Origin of the sequence: Mucilaginibacter gossypii (assembly GCF_017569325.2) — a bacterium.
GTDB lineage: Bacteria > Bacteroidota > Bacteroidia > Sphingobacteriales > Sphingobacteriaceae > Mucilaginibacter > Mucilaginibacter gossypii.
The window spans coordinates 5,171,542-5,190,056 of the sequence record NZ_CP071878.2; the positions used below are offsets into that span (position 1 = coordinate 5,171,542).

Sequence of the window (18,515 nt, forward strand, 5' to 3'; positions counted from 1 at the left end):
CCAATAAACCATGAAAAAACAGGAAAGCAAAAACGCGGCGTCCCACAAAGGGCACAAGCACGAACATCCAAGGGTGGATATCAGCCGCCCGGGAGATAAAGAGGAAAAAAAGGGTCACGATCATGATGAAGAGGGGCATGAACAAGAAGAAGGTCACGACCATGAGCATGGTGGTATTTTCGGCAAGAATACCGAACTGATCTTTGCGATTCTCTGTGGTGTTGCGCTTGGTGCAGGCTGGGGTTTGCATTTCGTCAAATCGCTGCCGGAGTGGGCCAGTCTTTCCTGTTATATCATCGCTTATTTCTTCGGCGGGTATTTCACGGCGAAAGAAGCCGTGGAAACCGTCCTGAAGGGCGGATTTGAGATCGATTTCCTGATGCTGGTAGCGGCTGTCGGCGCGGCCATATTAGGCTCATGGCTGGAAGGGGCGCTGCTGCTTTTCCTGTTCAGTCTTGGCCATTCCCTGGAACATTATGCCATGGGCAAAGCCCGCAAGTCCATTGAAGCGCTGACCAGTTTAGCGCCGCCAACGGCCCATGTCATCCGTGACGGTAAGCAAACCGAAGTACGCATTGAGGAACTGAAACTGGGTGAGGTCATCGTGATCAAACCCAATAGCAAGATACCCGCTGATGGCGTAGTGGTCAAAGGTGAAGGCAGCGTCAACCAGGCACCGATCACGGGTGAAAGCGTTCCGGTGGAAAAGCGACCTGTTGCCGATATCGATAAGGATTATAGCGCTGAAAAAACCATCAAGCCCGAACACCGGGTTTTTGCCGGAACTATTAATGGCGGTTCGGCACTGGAGGTGAAAGTGATCCGGGAAGCTAAAGATTCCACCATTAGCCGCCTGGTTAAAATGGTGAACGAAGCGGAGAAGCAAAAATCGCCGACCCAGCTTTTCACTGACAAATTCGAGAAATACTTTGTTCCGGCGGTATTGGTGCTGGTTACCGCGTTATGTTTTGCTTTTTTAGTGATCGATGAGCCATTCAGCAAAAGCTTTTACCGGGCCATGTCCGTACTGGTAGCTGCCAGTCCCTGCGCTTTGGCTATCAGCACACCAAGCGCTGTTTTGAGTGGTGTTGCCCGTGCCGCCCGTGGCGGTGTGCTGATCAAAGGCGGTCGCCCGCTAGAAGATCTAGGTGAGTTGCAAGCCATTGCCTTTGATAAAACCGGGACTTTAACTGAAGGCAAACCTAAATTGACGCAGGTTATTCCTTTTGAAGGAACTACCGAGGAAGAATTACTGGAAACAGCCATAGCCGTTGAAAAGTTGAGTGACCACCCTTTAGCGGAAGCTATTGTTGTTGGTGGTCTGGAAAGGTTAAAGAGAAATCATAAAATACCGGAAGCCGGCAGCGTAAAAGGCATCGTTGGTAAAGGCGTTCAGGCCAAGATCGGCAGTCGTGAAATTCTGATCGGCAATCTCGCCTTATTTGGTAAAACCTTGCCTGATGAATTAAAAAAGCAGGTTGAAGAACTGGAAAAAGGTGGCAATACGACCATGACGGTAAAATCCGGGAAAGACTTTTTAGGCATCATCGCCCTGATGGATACGCCAAGAAAGGAAGCGAAGAACGTGATTGCCCAACTTAAAGAATTAGGGATCAAAAAAATGGTCATGCTGACCGGCGATAACCAACAGGTGGCAGAGGCGGTAGCCAAAGAAGTTGGTGTGACCGATGCCTGGGGTAACCTTATGCCGGAGGATAAAGTTGCCGCTGTTCAAAAACTGGATAAATCAGAAAAGAAAGTGGCGATGGTCGGCGATGGTGTTAACGATGCCCCGGCCATGGCGAAAAGTACGGTTGGTATCGCTATGGGGGCTGCCGGTTCTGACGTGGCTTTGGAAACGGCTGATATCGCCTTAATGGGTGACCAGTTGGAAAGCCTGCCCTTTGCCATCGGCTTGAGCCGCAAATCACGGGGTATCATCAAACAAAACCTATGCATCAGTTTGGGTATGGTCGCTGTGCTAATCCCATTGACCATTTTAGGTATCGCCTCTATTGGCCCGGCGGTTATTGCCCACGAAGGTTCAACCCTTTTGGTGGTATTTAATGCACTTCGCTTACTGGCTTACGACAGCGGTCACCATAATTCAGCAAAATCTAAAAAGAAAAAAGATGCTTAAAAAGGTAAAGAAATTTTTGGGGGCGCTCGGGCCTGGAATTGTGACCGGAGCGAGTGATGATGATCCATCGGGTATAGCGACCTATTCACAGGCCGGGGCTAAATATGGCTTAACTACCCTATGGACGGTGATCATTACATTTCCATTGATGGCAGCTATACAGGAAATGTGCGCCAGGATCGGCCTGATCACTTCTTCAGGACTGACCACCACACTGAAAGCGCATTACGGTAAGCCGGTATTATACCTGATGGTAATCTTTAGCGTTCCTGCGATCATCCTGAATATTGGTGCCGACATTGCTGCAATGGGTGCTGTGGCCAACCTGCTTCTACCATCAGTGCCCGCCATATACTTTAGCATCCTTTTTACAGGCCTGCTGTTATTTTTTATCGTTTACCTACCTTATCAAAAGTTCGTCGCGGTATTAAAATATCTCTGCCTTACATTATTGCTTTATATCGCTGTGCCTTTCTTTACGAAACCGGACTGGTGGGAAGTTTTGAAAAAAACCGTGGTACCAACCTTCCGTTGGGACAAGGATTTTATAGGTGTGCTGGTAGCCATATTGGGTACGACCATTTCCCCTTATTTGTTTTTCTGGCAAACCGCTATGGAAGCCGAAGATGTCAAAACGGTAAAGCGGCAATTGATCGTGAATAAAAGACGGCTGACCTTAAGCGATGCTTTCCCGGATAACGGCGAAAAAAGGGAGCGGAAATTATTGGGCCTGCTCATTCAAAAAATGAGTATTGATGTGAACCTGGGGATGTTTTTATCCAACCTGATCATGTTTTTTACCATCCTGGCTACCGGAACAGCTCTTTATTCGCATGGGGTCAGGAATATCGATACCGTTGAACAAGCTGCCAAAGCCCTTGAACCGGTCGCGGGCAGATCATCCTACCTGCTGTTTGCCGTTGGCATCATCGGTACGGGTTTTCTGGCGATCCCGGTGCTCAGTGGTTCACTATCCTATATCGTGACAGAAACTTTTGGGCTGAAAGGCAGCCTGGATAAAAAGTTCCACCAGGCTAAAGCTTTTTACGTGATCCTTATTATTTCCGTATTGCTGGGTTTAGGTATTAACTATTTTGGGATCAATCCGGTGGACGCGCTGCTTTATACAGCTATCCTTTATGGGGTTACCTGCCCGGTGATCATCGGGATCGTCCTGCATATCGCCAACAACGAAAAGATCATGGGTAGATACACCAATAAGACATTATCTAATGTGTTAGGGGGGCTTTGTTTGCTGGTGATGACGGCGGGAGCAGTTTTTTTGGTTTACCTCGAATTTTTCAGCAAATGAAATTGACCAAGTACAATTCCAGGACCTTCCAGATCGTGTGCTGGTCAACTTCGGTAGCCATGGTTTGCTTTTTGATTGCAGTTTGCTTAACTGTATTTCATGTCAATCTGAGTCAAATCAATGGTTGGCTGGAAAGTTATGTTCAGCGGATCAAATGGCTACCATTCATGGACCTGGCACCTCACCTGGTCAACGCGCCGTTCTGGATACCTTACTGGTGTGCGATTATTTTACTGTTCCTGTATAAAGAACGGGTCAGGTTTATGTTCTGGCTAAACCGCTTTTCCATGTTCGGCCTCCTATTGACCGCCATTCTGTTTGTGCTGAATCAAGCCATACGTTGGCTATGGCCGGAATTATGCGGCCGTTCCGATAACTTTCTGCATCCCCAACCTTATGAAGGCTGTTCATTATTTTTTGTCAGCGGGGCGGTAGTAGCCGGTATATGCCTGCTTGCTTTTCTTTGTCTACGCAAACGCCACTGGATGGTAAAGGTGATGCTGATCATTTGCGGCTTAAGCCTAAACCTTGCCGCGCTTTTACAGGCGAAGATTTTTCCGCTTCAGTTATTGGTTGCCATTGGAATAGCAGCTATCGCTGCCTCTATAGCTTATGTCCGTGTGGCGCTGGCCAATGAAGAACGGTTCCCTGAACTCTATAAATATTTAAAACCATGAACCATTTGAAGGAGGATGACCGGTTATGAAAACGAATACCTATAAGGCAAGCTATCTGATCATTGCCATCAACTTGTTCATCAATATCATAGGCTTATCAGCGGCAGTTACTTTCGCCTTTGTTAAAAGCATCTTTATCATCAACGCTTTTACCTATTGCTTACTGCTCTACGTAATTTATTGCTACCGGCAAACGGCATTGCATGAAACACGTGAACGTTTGGAGGATCTGCTTGATTTACAGCAGGACAATTTACAACGCCGTGATCTAAGTCATTATACTGAAAAGAACATCAATTTTCTGCTCCTGCAATATGCAGCTATGATGGATAATGTGTTGGTTCATCAATCGCAGTCCGGCATTGCTCCTGATCCAAAATTAAAAGACCAGGTTGATGCGCTGAACGTTTATTTAAAGGCACTTATTTAACCGTATAGCATTATGACCCAGTTTGAAAAAGAGATCCTGTTTACCCTAATCCCGGTTGTGTTATTGCTCGCAGGCGGCACCCTGGCTATTTTTCGAAATGCCAGCAGCGCATTCAAAAGTATGACCCTGCACTTCGCCGCCGGTGTCGTTTTTTCAGTGGTGGCCGTTGAACTGCTGCCGGATATGATCAAGATACACGACCCTATCATGATCGTGACCGGGTTCATTGTGGGTATCGCATCCATGCTGATCGTTAAGCGGGTCACAGAAAAAATAGAGGCGACCGAAGAAAATTCAACAAGCAAAGGAACATTGCCCTGGGCGGCTTTAGCTGCGGTGGGTATAGACCTGCTTATTGATGGTATCCTTTTAGGGATCGGGTTTGCCGCCGGGCAAAAGGAAGGCACTTTGCTAGCCTTCGCCTTAGCGCTCGAATGCTTTTCATTGGGCATCGCTGTAGTGACCACCATCAGGTCAGGAACCAACAGTAAACCTAAACTATACCAGATCTTGGTCGGCCTCGACCTGGTGTTTCTGATCGGTGCGGTCGCCGGTTTATTCCTGCTTCATAATGCGCCTGAAAAACTCATGGAATTTATTTTGTCGTTTGGAGCAGCCGCACTGCTTTACCTGGTGACCGAAGAATTGCTGGTAGAAGCCCACGAAGAAAAAGATTCACCGGTTTATACCGCCTTATTTTTTGCCGGCTTCCTGATCTTTTTGGTGCTGGGCATCATATTATAAAAATACCTATGGAAACAAATCATTCAGATCATTCACAAACCCCTTTAAAAGACCTGGAGCCTGAAGTTAAAGCTAAGGCATTGGAGATCGAAGGGCAGTTAAAAGACAGCGATATTCCCGAGGGCTGTACCCGAGAGGAAGAAGCTGTTAAACGGGCCCAGCAGTGGTTCTTAGACATGGAGGGGTGAGCCATGGATTTTCCCTTTAAGATTACCCAGGAAGCAGGTACCTACCAGTTCCTGCATGTTAAGGCAAACCCGGAACACCGGACGATCCAGGACAGTAATCTGCAATTACAGGTTTACCTGACACTGACGCGCAGGCTGTCGCTCGGGCTTGAGTGTTATGCGTTGTTGCCGTATTCACCAGTAATTTTAGAGTTATGGCCGGATGCGGTAAAGGTGGCCTTTGGTTACCATTTACTGGCGGATGACTTTAACGGCTTGGGCATAGATAAAGGTTTCCAGCCTGCAATAAATGACGGACCTGAGATGGTGCTGATTACTTTAAAAGATCTGATGACCCTGCGTAGTATACCCGAGGACAGTCTGGGCGAAAACGCTTCAGCGGTTTCCCTCTTTTTGTTACACCCGGGCCGGGAAATAGTATTAAAGAAACTTTTACAGGCGCAGATCGCCCCTTTCATGGCGCGTTTCCTGCAAAAAAATGAATTGTTCATTCACCTGACCTGTGGTAAAGAACAAGGGTATTATGATGGGATGCTGATCAGATCGCAAACGGACATTACCATGCATATCCAGGGAGCGATACAACTTACACAAACAGCCGGACTACTATGAGTATACTGATCATGATCGCACAATTTTTGGTTGGATTAAGCCTGCTGGTTTTTATTCATGAGCTGGGGCATTTTCTGGCTGCCAAGGCATTTGGGATCAGGGTTAAAAAGTTCTACCTGTTTTTCGACACTTTTAGTAAGCGGCTTTTCCGCTTTAATTACAAAGGGACGGAGTTTGGCATCGGCTGGCTACCGCTCGGCGGATATGTGCGTATGGCGGGAAGTATAGCTACGGCGGATGACAGTGATCCCGATGAAGATGCTGATGTACCCCCGGCTCATCGTTATGGCCATAAACCCGTGTGGCAAAGACTGATCGTTATGTCTGCCGGTATCTTTATGAACCTGCTGCTGGCATTACTGGTATATTGCGGGATGTTCCTGTATTACGGCAGGAACCAGGTTGCCGTATTTGGAAAAAATGCCATCATTCTACCGGGACAACTCGGTCTGCAGGCGGGCTTACAACCGGGCGACGAAGTGACCTCGATCAATGCGGACTCGGCATTGTATGAAGATGAATTACTGAGTACGCATTTGATGCACGGCAATACTGTGCTTTCCATTGTTCGCCGTCAGGGCAAAGAAAGGGTACACCTGCATGTGGCTGTTTCACCAAAGATTATGCAGTTGGTGGCAGATAAAGGGCTGACCCAATTCTTTTCCCTCAAAGCGGGGTTTCAGGTTGACTCATTTTTTACCAATGTCGATCTGCGCCGTAACCAGGCCTTTAAAAAGGCGCACATTATTGCCCTCAATGGGGATTCCGTGCGTTCCTACAATGATTTCATTATCCGGTTGAAAGAGAACGAGCAGCGGCAGTTATACCTGACTGTTATACATGATGGTAAAACCAGTACGATGCTGGCGCATAGAGATAAGGATGGCCATATTGGTTTCAGTTTGAATACCAATCTACCCGTGTTCAAACCTGAGCGTGTATCTATTGGTCAGTCACTGTCTGCCGGTTCCACGAAGGTTTGGAGCACCATTGCTCAAAACTCCAAAGGGTTGAGCCAGCTCGTTTCGGGTGAAGTGAAGGCAAAGGACGGGTTGGTAGGCCCGGTCCGTATCGCCACTTTATTTAGCGGCCATTTCGAGGCCAAACGATTTTGGGGGCTGGTCGCTCTCCTATCGACCGCGCTTGCATTACTCAATGTAATTCCCCTTGCCCCGATGGACGGCGGGGTTATGGCTGTACTGCTTTATGAAGCTGTTACCCGCAAACCTGTTAGCCGTACTTTCTGGGCCTTTTTTTATCTCGCCGGTGTGGTAGCGATCATGCTGCTTTCCGGCTATGTGCTATTCAACGATATCCGTGCACTTCATCAAGTTAGCTCATGAACGAACTTATCAAAAAAACCGAACAATATATAACCACGCTATTGACCGGAAAACTACCGGCAGGGATGGTTTACCATAACCTGGAGCATACCCGCCTAATGGTGGATGCTGTACAGGATTTGACTACGCACATGCTTTTTAATGAATGGGAACAAGACATCCTGCTGGTTGCCGCCTGGTTTCATGACAGCGGTTATTGTTATACCTACCATGGGCACGAAGCCATCAGCATGACATTAGCCGGGGACTTTTTGCGCAGCCTGGGCAAAAAAGAACTGTTCATCAACCCGGTGAACGATTGTATCAGGGCCACTCAAATGCCTCAGGTACCGCATACCCATTTTCAGGCGGTCATGTGTGATGCCGATATGCGCCATCTGGCGCTGTCTGATTACGCCACGCACGCTGAACGCCTCCGCACGGAATGGGCGAATGTATTACATAAAGAATATAGCGAAGGTGATTGGACCCGGCAGAACTTACAATTCATGACCGATCATTCCTATTTCACTGCGTATGCTAAAGCTCATTGGGAAACGGAAAAACAAAAAAACATTAATCACCTGCAAGCCCGGGTAATGGATCTTGAACAAAATGATTTTCCTAATGAACATTAAGCGTCTCCAACAACAGATGACCAGGGTAAAGGTGGCTATCGTATCCGGCTGCCTGTTAATAGCAGGCAGCCCTGTTATGGCCCAAACGTTGCCGGTTAAACGACAAGCGCCGAATTATATGGATTTGCTCCGGATGACAGCAGATTCCGTACTGCGCTTACCCGTTGAGAAAAATGCCCGGGAGTATTATTTTCGGGTTACCAGGACCATTTATAGTGAGGCATTGGTGATAACAAAAACGGAAGCGGCACACCAAAACGGCACTGTAAATGCCGCTTTTGTGCAAACGATGTTGCAACTGATCACCAAGCTGCGCAACGACCTGAAACCCCCAAGGGTCAACCAACCAACACTGCCGGTATCAACGTTCATCCAGCGAAATACGGATGCAGCGCTGGGAAATTTCCGAAGGTATCAGCAACCCGTTGGACTGGATCGTGAAAGGCAATACCTATGGGTAATGAACCAGGTGTTTGAGAACCTGAACCAGATCAACATCGGTTACCTGCAGGCCGGCCTGACACCGGAAGAAAAAAAACACGTTTGGCAACGCCTGCAAGTGCAGCAGCAGATCGCCTCCCAGTTAAGATCAAAGTATGAACCATAAAAAATGCTTGACATGACAAAACGCATGATTATCCCCGAAGCATATCCCCGAAACCCCATAGCCTGGCTATGGGGAGGGGTTTGCCATGTTATATTATTATCCCTTCTTTGCCTGTTCTTTCAGGCCAAGGGACAGTCCGCTGGTAGCGGGCAATATTCCCAAAAATATCGGCCAGCAGATTCATTACGGTCGGAAAAATTCCGGATAACCTATGCCATGGCCGCATTTCCTGTACGAACCACTCCGAGCGCTGACGGTCGTCTCTCCTGGATGAATTATGGGTTGCAACTTGGGGTTAATTATCGTTTACACCGAAACTTGTTTTTACAACTGGAGGGCGCAAAAAATTTCGGCACCGATCGCACCTATTATTCGCAGTATGGTTTGCATCTGGGTTATGATTATTATGTTACCCGCGAAACGAATGCTTTCATCATGACCCCATTTCTGGGCTATAATTTTTTCAACTTTCGTCAAAAAGAACGTGGTCTTAAAGGGCATGCCAACTATCTGATCGGCGGGTTGGGTTACAGCCTGGAAATCAACCAACGATTGTCCGTCTATGCTTCGACTGGTCTGAGCGATCTCAAACTTAGCGGTGACCCATTGTTATATCCGACCAATATTTCCGTTTCTCTTGGATTCATGGTTAAGCTGTTACCACATCAAAATTCTAAATGACAAGATCAAAAAAACTAAATATCAACCGGCTTGACGCCCACCATAAATTATACGTTGCACTAACGCTGGCGGCCATTTGCTGGATCGTGACAAGAGGCGAATTAGCTGCATCTACCCAGTTTATGGTGGTCTGGCTAACCTATGCGCTAATTTCATTAACACTTTCAGCGCTAACGATCTTCAACGTACACCCCGCTGTCATACATCAGGATGCCCACGCCCAGGATTCGAGCAAGACGCTGGTTTTCCTGTTCGCCATATTCGCTTCAGTAGCCAGCTTATTCGCCATCGTTCTTTTGCTTCGTAGCGGCTCGGGTAGCGATGCACGGCAGTTAACACTTCATGTGTTGTTGTCCCTGGCTTGTGTGGTCGCCTCCTGGGTATTGGTTCATACTATTTTTACTTTCCGCTATGCCCATTATTATTACTGTGATATAGAGGATGGCCAGGATTCTAAAACCTATAAACCTGGCGGCTTAGCCTTTCCGAACGAACCCAAACCTGACTACCTGGATTTTGCCTATTTCTCATTTGTTATCGGGATGACCTTTCAGGTTTCAGATGTACAGATCACATCCCGGAGAATCCGAAGGCTGGCTTTGCTTCACGGGCTGCTTGCATTTTCTTTTAACACCATTATCGTAGCCTTGAGCATCAATGTGATCGCAGGGCTGGTTCAAAAATAAACTTGTCTAAAAAACGCCCGAAATGAATACGAACGAACAAATGATAGCCGAGATGGAAGAGCATCTGTGTGCCGCGCAAGGACTTATGGGGCCTGAGTTTTTACTTAAAATAGAACAGGCAGCTCTTTTGGCCACTGATACGATCAATAACGGTAAAAAGCTATTGCTTTTTCGGTAACGGAGGCAGCTCGAGCGATGCCGGGACATTGCCGCTAAATTTACCGGCCGCTATGTAAAAGAATACTTCTGCGCTTACCGCGATCAGTAATGATTATGGATTTGCGTCGTATTTTCCCTTAAGGCGGAAGCGCTCGTCCTGGCCCTTGCACCTTTCTAACCCCAATTATGGCATCCCCTTCCGGGCCGGGCTTTCCGCTATATCTTCTATCGAAGGATGCCGCTCTAATCCCATGATGCGGAAAAGTGAATGGTGATCTTTTTGCTATTGTCTGAGATCATTTTTAGTTATTGTTTTTCCATCATTCCTGCTGCCGGAGATCTTTATCGCCTGCGGCTCCAATGGCATTTTTTTATTTAATCAATGAATATTTTAAACGAAACGGGTAAAAAGCGCAGCTAAAATCAAGCCCGGATCTGTCGTTGGGTTTGCAAAAGACTACGGCATAAACGGTTTCCTCCCCGCCTCTGGGCGGGTCCCCTCCAATTATTCCGTTTCCTTTTGCCCGTTGCCGGGCTTTAAGATTTGCTTTCTTTTTTCCCTTTTTCTTTTAAAAATAATCAATCAGGGCAAGGCGGCGAAAGGAAAAGCAAACAACAAATTATTCATTATTAAACATTAAAAATTATGCTATTCACAGGAAGATTAACCGCAAACGCAGAAGTAAATGCGGTCAAAGGGGACAAACAGGTAATCAATTTTACCGTAGCCATTAACCAAAAATGGAAAAACAAAGCGGGCGAAAAAAAGGAAAAAACCGCATTCGTTGACTGCGCTTACTGGCGCAACTCCGGTATTGCCGAATACCTCACCAAAGGGGCAGTAGTAGAAATTTCGGGATGGATGGAAGCACAAGGCTACCAAAGCAAAAAGGATGGTATCAAGGCAAGACTAATTTGTACCTGTGACACCATCAAACTGTTTTCATTAGTCGCAAAAACCGAAGCTAAAGCAGAACAAAAGGAAACCGCACCCTATACCACAGGCGCAGGGGCTGACGACGATGATTTGCCATTCTAACCGCTATTAACATTCATTTCAATTTTCAAAACAGCTAAAAAATAAAAATCATGGGACACAACTTAAATTATAACGAAGCAAATCAGGAATACAGCTTTTTCAGCGTAAAGGAAAGGGCATGGCACGGATTGGGTAAAATCGTAGAGCAATACCCGACCAGCGCCGAAGCCATCAAATATGCAGGGCTTGACTATTTCGTAGAAAAACGCCCTTTGTTTACCTATGACACCGAAAATCATACAGGCGACCCCGACAACGATATACTAATCCCTGAAATCGAAGTGCCTAATTACTTCGCTACCATCCGCACCGATAATGAGCAGGTATTAGGTGTAGTCGGCAAAGATTACGAAGTCATACAAAATGTAAATGCCTTTGAGTTTTTTGATGCCATCGTAGGTGGCGGGGACGGGATTTTATACGAAACCGCAGGGGCATTGGGCAGGGGCGAGCGCATATTTATCACCGCCAAACTGCCCGGCTATATCCGTGTAGGAAAGGACGATTTTATCGAGCAATACCTTTTCCTGACCACTTCACATGATGGTTTCGGTAGTATCACCGCAGCTTTTACACCGATTAGAATAGTTTGTAACAACACCCTTAATGCTGCTTTAGCCAACCATTCGGGCGCAATCAAAATCCGTCATACCGCATCGGCTAACGACCGCTTAAAACAGGCGAATACCTTAATGGGCATCAGTTCCAATTTAGGCGCAGATTTACAGGACGTGTTTAACAATTGGTCAAAGGTACGTATCACCGATAAGGAAGTGAAAAAACTAATACAGGTTGCTATGGCTCCTAATAAGGAAGTCCTTAAAAATCTCGAATTAGGCAAGGACGATGAACTTTCAACCACCTACACCAATATGGTTGACAAAGTATATGAGTATGCTTTAAGCAGTCCGACACAGCAAATGGAAACGACCGCAGGAACGGTGTTTGGTGCTTATAATGCCGTGACAGGTTACTTTCAAAATGTCCGCAACTACAAGGACGAAGAAGCCAAATTTAAATCCATTATAGAGGGAACAGCCAAACAAAGGGCGCAAACCGCCTTTAACCTTTGCCGTGATTTTTCCAAAAATGGCGCAAATGCCTTAATCCTTAATTAACCATCAGGGGGAGCAATCCCCCTCATTTAAAAAGCATAACATGACACGTTCAAATTTATATATCATCCTGACCAATGGCGAAGCGATAATTTGTGTTGCGGACAGTAGTAGCGCACCCGAACAAGGGTACATCGTTGAAAAACTTTTGCTCCCGCTATTATCACTCAACGATGCAGATGCGGAACTGGCTTTACTAACCGAGCATTGCGCACTAAACGAACTACGTACCAATGCGACCTACCGTTATGAAATCAATCTGCAAACTAAAAACGTAGCGTTTTTTGACGAGATATATTTCTTTAAAACGGACATCTTCCGAAAGGGCGAGAACCTGACCCGCAGGTACACCGCTTACCTGTCATCCATCGAAAACAAAACCTTGTAAAGCATGAAAACGATAACCTTAAAACTATACAGTTTTAACGAACTGGATAAGGAAGCCAAAGAAAAGGCATTGACAACTTACAGGGATTTGAATATCGATTTTGATTGGTGGGATGATGAACTGGAGGACTTTATAGAACTGTGTTCCTACTTAGGCATAGCGGTCAATAAGGATAGTATCAAATTCAGGGGTTTCTATTCCCAAGGCGATGGTAGCGGTTTCTCCGCAATAGTGGACATACCCAAACTGCTTATCGCAGTGGCTAACCAATCGTGGAAAGATTTTGCCCCGATGCAGGAGTTTGTATTTGGTATTCCAGAGATTAACCGCAGGGTGATTGCATTGGTCGCTAATGGCCTGTTGCCAAGCGAACCACAAATCATTTGCAGGTCAAGGCAGTTTGGCGTAGTAACGGATTTAGGCATTTCGGAAGTTATCAAGGACGGTAAAACGCACGACAACATCTTTGAGGAACTGGATAAACTCGAAGAATGGCTACGTTCGGTCGCTGAAATCCTGAACCGTCACCTGTACAAATCTCTCGAAAATCAATACGATTTTCTAACCAGTGATACCGCCATCAAAGAAAGCATTTTAACGAATGAATACCTGTTTACCGCAGACGGCAGGTCGGCAAACCACTTAATTGAACTCAATAAACGGACACCTAAAAATTAAAATCATGACAACGAACTTTTTTCAAAATATAGCAAGCCTTAATCTTCCCGGCACATGGAAGTTAGTCATTCAAACCGATGCAGACGGCAACATGACCGTATCTGAATTATTTAACGCTACCTGCGGGGATAAAGCGGTAAAGCTGATTATCCCTTATACACTCACAGGCACAGCGCAGGATTTAGACGAGGCATTTTTTACCAAGATTACCGAGCCTGTAGTAAAAACCGCCGAACTGCAAACCAATTTAGAAGCGCATTTAAAAAGCGTAGAACAGGCAAAAGCAGCTTCTAAATTGGTACAGGATGCAAAAGCTAAAGAAGCAAAAGATGCAAGAGAAGCCAAAACAAACACAGCGACTAAAAACACAGGGGATGCCGAAATTCCCGAACCAAAAATCAGCAAGGAGGACAAGAAAAAAGCTTACGATGAAGCGATGAGCAACGTAACAGAACTCATTAAAAAATTCAAGTTTTCCGAAGCCCTGACCATCCTGCCGAGCGTGGAAGAACACCCCAACAAAGAAAACGAACTAAAAAAGAAACGCCAGTATTTGGAGCAACAAGCCAACCTGTACGAGAAAGCATTATTGAATTACAACTCCTAAAAAAACACAGCCATGTTAGAAACGAAATTACTACCAAGAGTTTTTGTCCATACCGAAAACGGGCAAAAAATACACCTGACCGACCCTAACGAGGATTTTAGCCCCGAAGCAGTATGCAACTATTATGCGAACCTGTACGCCATTCTGACTACCGCCAAAATTTCAGGGCCTGAGTTTGTGGACGACTGCCGGGAATATGAATTTGTGTCCACCATAGGGGTGAAAGGATAGGCGATGACCACCATGAGCCTCCCAAAAAAACACATCGGCTCATGGTAGCTTCATTGCCATTAAAGAACAAATAATATGAATGAAAACACCAAAGAGAACAAAGGATTAATCAAAGAACGCAATCAGCAACAATGGAAACTACATCAGCAACTCGCACACTTCGTAAAAGACCTCGACAGGCTACCCGATGCGCAGGAAGCAAGGCTCAACCGCCCGAAATCCGCACCGCAGAACCTGTTACCAATGGTTTTTTAAGGCACAGCTTTATGCCCATGTACCAGACCGCAACAGACTTGCCAAAACAATCAGCAGTAGAGGGGGATTTTTTTAAATCCCTCTCCTACCTCACTAAACATTATGGGCTAAACCTGACCAAATACCGCCAGTTACCCTATCCCTATAATATCCTGATGGCGCAAAAGGAGGTCAACCGCCAACTGAAAAAAAAGGGCAGGTGTCGGGAACTGCTGATCGTGGAACAGGAAGACAATCATACCTGCCTGACCGTTAAGGAAACGTTTAATCAGGATTTTGGCTTGTTTTATATCCCGGTGATGCCCATTTATGACCTGTGGCAAAACCCTGAACATACCCATTGTGCCGAATTGATTACCGCCGTTTGCGCCTACCTGTATATCGAAGCGGATGTAACTTATTACCGGGACGAAGACACCTATATGTTTTACAATTATGAAATACTGGAAGAATGGATAACCGAGGGTAAGGACGACATGGAAGAAGACGATTATAACAGGCAAAAAACCGCTTATGACAACGCCCTGAAACAAGGGGATTTTATACAGGAAAAAATGATGGCAACAGGTTTCCGCCATAGTCTGGACAGCCTTATAGCCAACTTTAATGCCCTAAGCGATTTTGAGAAGGAATGCCTTACCGTTGCCCAAAAATGTTGGGACTTATGGCAGACCTTTCCCAAAATGAACCTTTTTAAACATGCCAGTTTACAGGATTATGAGGTGGAGGATTACGAGGATAATTATGTAGCCATGCACGAGTATTTCTCTTTTGTCGGGAGCGTGAACGATAGCGTAAGCGATACTTTGCGGGATATGGTGAACAACGATTTTAATGAGCGTGCCCGTTATCAGGAGCCTGAAGTCGTTACTTTTTTTAATCAGGCACAACCCCGCTATACAGATGAACTGGCCTATGAAGATAAGCTATACCTGCTTATCGATGATTTATGTACCCTTTTATACCACAAGCCATGAAAGACTTAACGAATACTTTTGGAAATTTATACCAGCCTGTAAAAGCCTTGCTTATCCTGCAAAAAACAGGCAATGGGCATCAATCCGATTTTTATATCGAAAGTTATGATATGGACGTTTCGGGTTGCCCCATCAACGGCCATCCGCTATCTATTCAGGAAAGCCATAAATTAGCAAAAGCGTTACAGGTAAATGAAAAAAAGGCGCAGGGTTTTTTAAACCCAAAAGGCTTGATGCCCGTTAACGTGCTAACCATCAATAGCAGTTCATCCGGCTTTGCGGTATGGCACACGCCACCCCAACAAATCAAACTGCTTTTCATAGAAAACCTCGGCATCCCATCAGAAATGGCGCATATCCCTGCAATGGTTTGGAAAGCAGGGAAAAATAGCCTACAGGTTTTTGTTATAACCGATACGGAATTTACAGAAAATACCCCTTTATATCATGCCCCGTTTTTTAATGTCTATCCTGACGGCAGGGTTTGCATGGGTAATGTGCGCATCAGCATCCCCAAAGATTGCGGGTTAGAACAGTTTATGGAACTATGGCAAAGCTATTTTTTCAATAGCTATTTCAGTCACCTGTTTAGCGGGCATCAGCCTGTAAAAGGAAACATCGTACAGCTATGGCAACACCTGACCAAAACAGGGGAGCAGTTCCCGACAGATGTATTGATACCCAATAAATTTCAAATTAAACACCTCATCAAATGAAAACATTAACACCCATACATATTACGGATAACTACCTGATAAACCCTACCAATCCTATTACCGTTAACCTTATCGGTTGCGGTGGTACAGGTAGCCAAATGCTGACCAACCTCGCAAGAATAAATCAGGCCATGCTTGCGCTTAACCATCCCGGTCTTATGGTTTTTGCCTATGATGATGATACGGTTAGCGAGGCCAACCTCGGCAGACAGCTATTTGCGGAAGCAGAAATCGGCTTGTACAAGAGCGTTGTATTGATTAACCGCATTAACCGTTTTTTTGGTACGAACTGGAAAGCGGTAACGCAACGCTATGATGCCGACTACGTGGAAGCGCAATCCAACGATGGCAAGGCCAATTTGTTCGTTACCTGCGTGGACAATGCCGTTTCGAGGTTTGAAATCGCTACAATATTGGAAGGCTTTACAGGCTACCAAAGCTATGAACGAAACCGCCCTTTATACTGGATGGATTTAGGGAACAGCAAAGACACCGGGCAGGTAGTTTTGTCAACAATAGGCAACCACAAACAACCAGAATCTAAGAAGTATGCACCCGTGGGAAACCTGCCGTTTGTTACCGAAACTTTTAAGGAACTGTTAGAAACGGCAGACGCTACTGACAACACGCCAAGCTGTTCCTTAGCCGAAGCCCTGACCAAACAGGATTTATTTATCAATTCTACTTTGGCGAACATGGGTTCATCCCTGCTATGGCAACTGTTTAAGGAGGGCTTGCTGTTTAATAGGGGCTTCTTTATGAACCTCCATGATTTCAGGACACAACCACTAAAAGTAGCCTAAACAGTCATGAAGATAGTAGATATTAACGGGAAAATAATCACCGTAGAAAATTTGGATTTAGCTATCCTGCAAGCGGACGATTACCGCCACTACAGGCATGCCAATCCCTCATTCAAATCTTTGGATGAGGGCTTACAGGCTTATTGGGAAGATGTTTATCAAAAATTGCTCAGGCTAAGAAACGAATAAAAATCGCGCCATCCTGCCACTTGCTGCTTTCATCCGCAACAGGCAGGATGGCGTGTTGGGTCGCCAGACTTTCATAAAATCAATCCTGCCTCCGGCTATCCTTGCTTTTCTGAAACACTGGCCTATTTCAAATTAAGATCATGGTAAAGATTAAAGAAGGCTATATAATGACAGCCCGTGAAAAGGCTGAATTTGACAGGGTAAATGCCTTGCCCCGTAAAACAGCAGGTCGAGTGGACTATTATTATAAACCGCAGACCAAATACCCGCCGCGTATTTATGTTTACATGCACGCCGAAACCTGGTGCGACCGTAACCGCAGGCCGATGGGCTTATTTTATGCGCACCCGTTTTTGTCCCGGCCAATGAACCGGGAGGAAATAGAATACCATCATTTTGACATCCGCCTTTGCTACCACCAATACGAGGATTGGGATAAACTCATTTATGCAGAGCAGCAGGAGGCGGAAGAACTGAATAAGGAATCAGCCGGAACTGGCAGTGATTTTTTGGAAAAGCTTATGGGCTATAGGGAAAGATATACCATTGGCAAGCAGGAAAATAGCAAACGGGTGACAAGGACAGAAATTCCTGAAAAGGAGGAAAGCACAATGATCCGTGACCTGATACAGCATGGTCAAAACTACAGCGTGACCGAAATCGGGGAAAGACTGAGAACGGAACAAATTGGGAAGAAAAGATTGGCTATCCTTATCCTGCTACGGGAATTATACAGAAATGCGTCGGGCGAATCCATCAAACTAACTATAACCGCCAGCGATATTGAGCGTAAAGTCTTTGTTTCACAGGAATGTATCAGGAAAAATTTTGTAAGGCGGGTATTTCAAAAGAACCCGCTGTTTGCAATCGAAGAAATACAAACCCGTTACCCCGACTTTAACGAAACGATGCTCTACCATGACCTGAACAGGAAAAAAGCGAAAAGCAAAAGAAAGAAAACTAAACCCATCGTTGACCTGCGCCGTTGCCAGTTGGAGAAACTGGCCCGAAAACTTAGTCTTGAAGATATAAGCGAACAGGACTATCAAAGTACCTGTTGCCGGATAGTCCTCTTGCAAAATGCCCATACACTCCGCCTGCCGATTCCTTTAACCGTAACCCTGAATAAGGATACGCTGGTTTATTCTTTCAACTGGCGAACCAGGGAAACCGTGGTAAAATCCTTTGTGGATTTAGCGAACACACAGGGCATGACACACGAGCAATTGGGTAAACGGTATCAGGAAATAACCGGTTCCAATTATAGTTTTTGAAAATCTTTTGGACGGCCCCGGCAGAGCCGGGGCCCCAACGCCGCCTG

General features: G+C 45.8%; 25 protein-coding genes. All 25 read left to right on the plus strand.

The features are described 5' to 3' along the window. Positions 1-10: 10 nt before the first annotated feature. Positions 11-2,140: a heavy metal translocating P-type ATPase gene (locus tag J3L18_RS21660; RefSeq protein WP_112571127.1), complete on the plus strand. Its 2,130-nt coding sequence runs from the start codon at positions 11-13 to the stop codon at positions 2,138-2,140. Beyond that, positions 2,133-3,452, plus strand: coding sequence for an Nramp family divalent metal transporter (locus J3L18_RS21665; protein ID WP_112571125.1), 1,320 nt, complete (start codon positions 2,133-2,135; stop codon positions 3,450-3,452). The genes J3L18_RS21660 and J3L18_RS21665 overlap by 8 nt, the downstream gene beginning before the upstream one ends. Then, positions 3,449-4,129 (plus strand): hypothetical protein, encoded by a 681-nt coding sequence (locus J3L18_RS21670; protein WP_112571123.1) that lies wholly within the window; start codon positions 3,449-3,451, stop codon positions 4,127-4,129. Before J3L18_RS21665 ends, J3L18_RS21670 begins: the two co-directional genes overlap by 4 nt. A 25-nt stretch (positions 4,130-4,154) precedes the next feature. Further along, positions 4,155-4,559: a hypothetical protein gene (locus tag J3L18_RS21675; RefSeq protein ID WP_112571121.1), complete on the plus strand. Its 405-nt coding sequence runs from the start codon at positions 4,155-4,157 to the stop codon at positions 4,557-4,559. Between the two features lie 12 nt (positions 4,560-4,571). Beyond that, positions 4,572-5,303, plus strand: coding sequence for a ZIP family metal transporter (locus J3L18_RS21680; protein WP_112571119.1), 732 nt, complete (start codon positions 4,572-4,574; stop codon positions 5,301-5,303). 8 nt (positions 5,304-5,311) lie between these two features. Continuing rightward, on the plus strand, positions 5,312-5,491 hold the full coding sequence (locus tag J3L18_RS21685) for a hypothetical protein (protein ID WP_112571117.1): 180 nt from the start codon (positions 5,312-5,314) through the stop codon (positions 5,489-5,491). A 3-nt stretch (positions 5,492-5,494) separates the two neighbouring features. Next, positions 5,495-6,103: a hypothetical protein gene (locus J3L18_RS21690; RefSeq protein WP_112571115.1), complete on the plus strand. Its 609-nt coding sequence runs from the start codon at positions 5,495-5,497 to the stop codon at positions 6,101-6,103. Further along, positions 6,100-7,446: an RIP metalloprotease RseP gene (gene rseP, locus J3L18_RS21695; protein WP_112571113.1), complete on the plus strand. Its 1,347-nt coding sequence runs from the start codon at positions 6,100-6,102 to the stop codon at positions 7,444-7,446. Before J3L18_RS21690 ends, rseP begins: the two co-directional genes overlap by 4 nt. Further along, a complete protein-coding gene (locus J3L18_RS21700) occupies positions 7,443-8,063 on the plus strand; it encodes an HD domain-containing protein (RefSeq protein WP_112571111.1) in 621 nt (206 codons plus the stop codon). The genes rseP and J3L18_RS21700 overlap by 4 nt, the downstream gene beginning before the upstream one ends. After that, the gene (locus J3L18_RS21705) at positions 8,053-8,670 is read left to right on the plus strand and encodes a hypothetical protein (RefSeq protein ID WP_112571109.1); all 618 of its coding nucleotides are present in this window, start codon (positions 8,053-8,055) and stop codon (positions 8,668-8,670) included. Before J3L18_RS21700 ends, J3L18_RS21705 begins: the two co-directional genes overlap by 11 nt. Positions 8,671-8,682: 12 nt before the next feature. After that, the gene (locus J3L18_RS21710; protein ID WP_129567794.1) at positions 8,683-9,351 is read left to right on the plus strand and encodes a hypothetical protein; all 669 of its coding nucleotides are present in this window, start codon (positions 8,683-8,685) and stop codon (positions 9,349-9,351) included. Then, positions 9,348-10,037, plus strand: coding sequence for a DUF1345 domain-containing protein (locus tag J3L18_RS21715; RefSeq protein ID WP_112571105.1), 690 nt, complete (start codon positions 9,348-9,350; stop codon positions 10,035-10,037). Before J3L18_RS21710 ends, J3L18_RS21715 begins: the two co-directional genes overlap by 4 nt. Positions 10,038-10,059: 22 nt before the next feature. After that, the gene (locus tag J3L18_RS21720; protein WP_167516253.1) at positions 10,060-10,215 is read left to right on the plus strand and encodes a hypothetical protein; all 156 of its coding nucleotides are present in this window, start codon (positions 10,060-10,062) and stop codon (positions 10,213-10,215) included. Positions 10,216-10,842: 627 nt separating this feature from the next. Beyond that, the gene (locus J3L18_RS21725; protein WP_112571103.1) at positions 10,843-11,235 is read left to right on the plus strand and encodes a single-stranded DNA-binding protein; all 393 of its coding nucleotides are present in this window, start codon (positions 10,843-10,845) and stop codon (positions 11,233-11,235) included. 50 nt (positions 11,236-11,285) lie between these two features. Further along, positions 11,286-12,353: a DUF932 domain-containing protein gene (locus J3L18_RS21730; RefSeq protein WP_112571101.1), complete on the plus strand. Its 1,068-nt coding sequence runs from the start codon at positions 11,286-11,288 to the stop codon at positions 12,351-12,353. A gap of 40 nt (positions 12,354-12,393) precedes the next feature. Further along, complete coding sequence (locus J3L18_RS21735) at positions 12,394-12,738, plus strand: penicillin-binding protein (protein WP_112571099.1); 345 nt, start codon at positions 12,394-12,396, stop codon at positions 12,736-12,738. Positions 12,739-12,741: 3 nt separating this feature from the next. After that, positions 12,742-13,416: a DUF8835 domain-containing pootine gene (locus tag J3L18_RS21740; protein WP_112571098.1), complete on the plus strand. Its 675-nt coding sequence runs from the start codon at positions 12,742-12,744 to the stop codon at positions 13,414-13,416. Positions 13,417-13,420: 4 nt separating this feature from the next. Beyond that, positions 13,421-14,023 (plus strand): PRTRC system protein E, encoded by a 603-nt coding sequence (locus tag J3L18_RS21745; RefSeq protein WP_112571096.1) that lies wholly within the window; start codon positions 13,421-13,423, stop codon positions 14,021-14,023. A gap of 12 nt (positions 14,024-14,035) precedes the next feature. Beyond that, positions 14,036-14,254 (plus strand): PRTRC system protein C, encoded by a 219-nt coding sequence (locus J3L18_RS21750; RefSeq protein WP_112571094.1) that lies wholly within the window; start codon positions 14,036-14,038, stop codon positions 14,252-14,254. Positions 14,255-14,329: 75 nt separating this feature from the next. Further along, positions 14,330-14,509: a hypothetical protein gene (locus J3L18_RS21755; protein WP_112571092.1), complete on the plus strand. Its 180-nt coding sequence runs from the start codon at positions 14,330-14,332 to the stop codon at positions 14,507-14,509. A gap of 17 nt (positions 14,510-14,526) precedes the next feature. Then, positions 14,527-15,486 (plus strand): hypothetical protein, encoded by a 960-nt coding sequence (locus J3L18_RS21760; RefSeq protein ID WP_112571090.1) that lies wholly within the window; start codon positions 14,527-14,529, stop codon positions 15,484-15,486. Next, positions 15,483-16,202: a PRTRC system protein B gene (locus J3L18_RS21765; RefSeq protein WP_112571088.1), complete on the plus strand. Its 720-nt coding sequence runs from the start codon at positions 15,483-15,485 to the stop codon at positions 16,200-16,202. Before J3L18_RS21760 ends, J3L18_RS21765 begins: the two co-directional genes overlap by 4 nt. Continuing rightward, the gene (locus J3L18_RS21770; protein ID WP_112571086.1) at positions 16,199-17,005 is read left to right on the plus strand and encodes a PRTRC system ThiF family protein; all 807 of its coding nucleotides are present in this window, start codon (positions 16,199-16,201) and stop codon (positions 17,003-17,005) included. The genes J3L18_RS21765 and J3L18_RS21770 overlap by 4 nt, the downstream gene beginning before the upstream one ends. Positions 17,006-17,011: 6 nt before the next feature. After that, complete coding sequence (locus tag J3L18_RS21775; protein WP_112571084.1) at positions 17,012-17,194, plus strand: hypothetical protein; 183 nt, start codon at positions 17,012-17,014, stop codon at positions 17,192-17,194. A 140-nt stretch (positions 17,195-17,334) separates the two neighbouring features. Beyond that, positions 17,335-18,468 (plus strand): hypothetical protein, encoded by a 1,134-nt coding sequence (locus tag J3L18_RS21780; RefSeq protein ID WP_112571082.1) that lies wholly within the window; start codon positions 17,335-17,337, stop codon positions 18,466-18,468. The last annotated feature ends 47 nt before the right edge of the window (positions 18,469-18,515 follow it).

Bases quoted from the DNA above. Each gene is read 5' to 3' on its own strand.
- J3L18_RS21660 (WP_112571127.1), top strand. From the start codon at position 11: ATGAAAAAACAGGAAAGCAAAAACGCGGCGTCCCACAAAGGGCACAAG.
- J3L18_RS21665 (WP_112571125.1), top strand. From the start codon at position 2,133: ATGCTTAAAAAGGTAAAGAAATTTTTGGGGGCGCTCGGGCCTGGAATT.
- J3L18_RS21670 (WP_112571123.1), top strand. From the start codon at position 3,449: ATGAAATTGACCAAGTACAATTCCAGGACCTTCCAGATCGTGTGCTGG.
- J3L18_RS21675 (WP_112571121.1), top strand. From the start codon at position 4,155: ATGAAAACGAATACCTATAAGGCAAGCTATCTGATCATTGCCATCAAC.
- J3L18_RS21680 (WP_112571119.1), top strand. From the start codon at position 4,572: ATGACCCAGTTTGAAAAAGAGATCCTGTTTACCCTAATCCCGGTTGTG.
- J3L18_RS21685 (WP_112571117.1), top strand. From the start codon at position 5,312: ATGGAAACAAATCATTCAGATCATTCACAAACCCCTTTAAAAGACCTG.
- J3L18_RS21690 (WP_112571115.1), top strand. From the start codon at position 5,495: ATGGATTTTCCCTTTAAGATTACCCAGGAAGCAGGTACCTACCAGTTC.
- rseP (WP_112571113.1), top strand. From the start codon at position 6,100: ATGAGTATACTGATCATGATCGCACAATTTTTGGTTGGATTAAGCCTG.
- J3L18_RS21700 (WP_112571111.1), top strand. From the start codon at position 7,443: ATGAACGAACTTATCAAAAAAACCGAACAATATATAACCACGCTATTG.
- J3L18_RS21705 (WP_112571109.1), top strand. From the start codon at position 8,053: ATGAACATTAAGCGTCTCCAACAACAGATGACCAGGGTAAAGGTGGCT.
- J3L18_RS21710 (WP_129567794.1), top strand. From the start codon at position 8,683: ATGACAAAACGCATGATTATCCCCGAAGCATATCCCCGAAACCCCATA.
- J3L18_RS21715 (WP_112571105.1), top strand. From the start codon at position 9,348: ATGACAAGATCAAAAAAACTAAATATCAACCGGCTTGACGCCCACCAT.
- J3L18_RS21720 (WP_167516253.1), top strand. From the start codon at position 10,060: ATGAATACGAACGAACAAATGATAGCCGAGATGGAAGAGCATCTGTGT.
- J3L18_RS21725 (WP_112571103.1), top strand. From the start codon at position 10,843: ATGCTATTCACAGGAAGATTAACCGCAAACGCAGAAGTAAATGCGGTC.
- J3L18_RS21730 (WP_112571101.1), top strand. From the start codon at position 11,286: ATGGGACACAACTTAAATTATAACGAAGCAAATCAGGAATACAGCTTT.
- J3L18_RS21735 (WP_112571099.1), top strand. From the start codon at position 12,394: ATGACACGTTCAAATTTATATATCATCCTGACCAATGGCGAAGCGATA.
- J3L18_RS21740 (WP_112571098.1), top strand. From the start codon at position 12,742: ATGAAAACGATAACCTTAAAACTATACAGTTTTAACGAACTGGATAAG.
- J3L18_RS21745 (WP_112571096.1), top strand. From the start codon at position 13,421: ATGACAACGAACTTTTTTCAAAATATAGCAAGCCTTAATCTTCCCGGC.
- J3L18_RS21750 (WP_112571094.1), top strand. From the start codon at position 14,036: ATGTTAGAAACGAAATTACTACCAAGAGTTTTTGTCCATACCGAAAAC.
- J3L18_RS21755 (WP_112571092.1), top strand. From the start codon at position 14,330: ATGAATGAAAACACCAAAGAGAACAAAGGATTAATCAAAGAACGCAAT.
- J3L18_RS21760 (WP_112571090.1), top strand. From the start codon at position 14,527: ATGTACCAGACCGCAACAGACTTGCCAAAACAATCAGCAGTAGAGGGG.
- J3L18_RS21765 (WP_112571088.1), top strand. From the start codon at position 15,483: ATGAAAGACTTAACGAATACTTTTGGAAATTTATACCAGCCTGTAAAA.
- J3L18_RS21770 (WP_112571086.1), top strand. From the start codon at position 16,199: ATGAAAACATTAACACCCATACATATTACGGATAACTACCTGATAAAC.
- J3L18_RS21775 (WP_112571084.1), top strand. From the start codon at position 17,012: ATGAAGATAGTAGATATTAACGGGAAAATAATCACCGTAGAAAATTTG.
- J3L18_RS21780 (WP_112571082.1), top strand. From the start codon at position 17,335: ATGGTAAAGATTAAAGAAGGCTATATAATGACAGCCCGTGAAAAGGCT.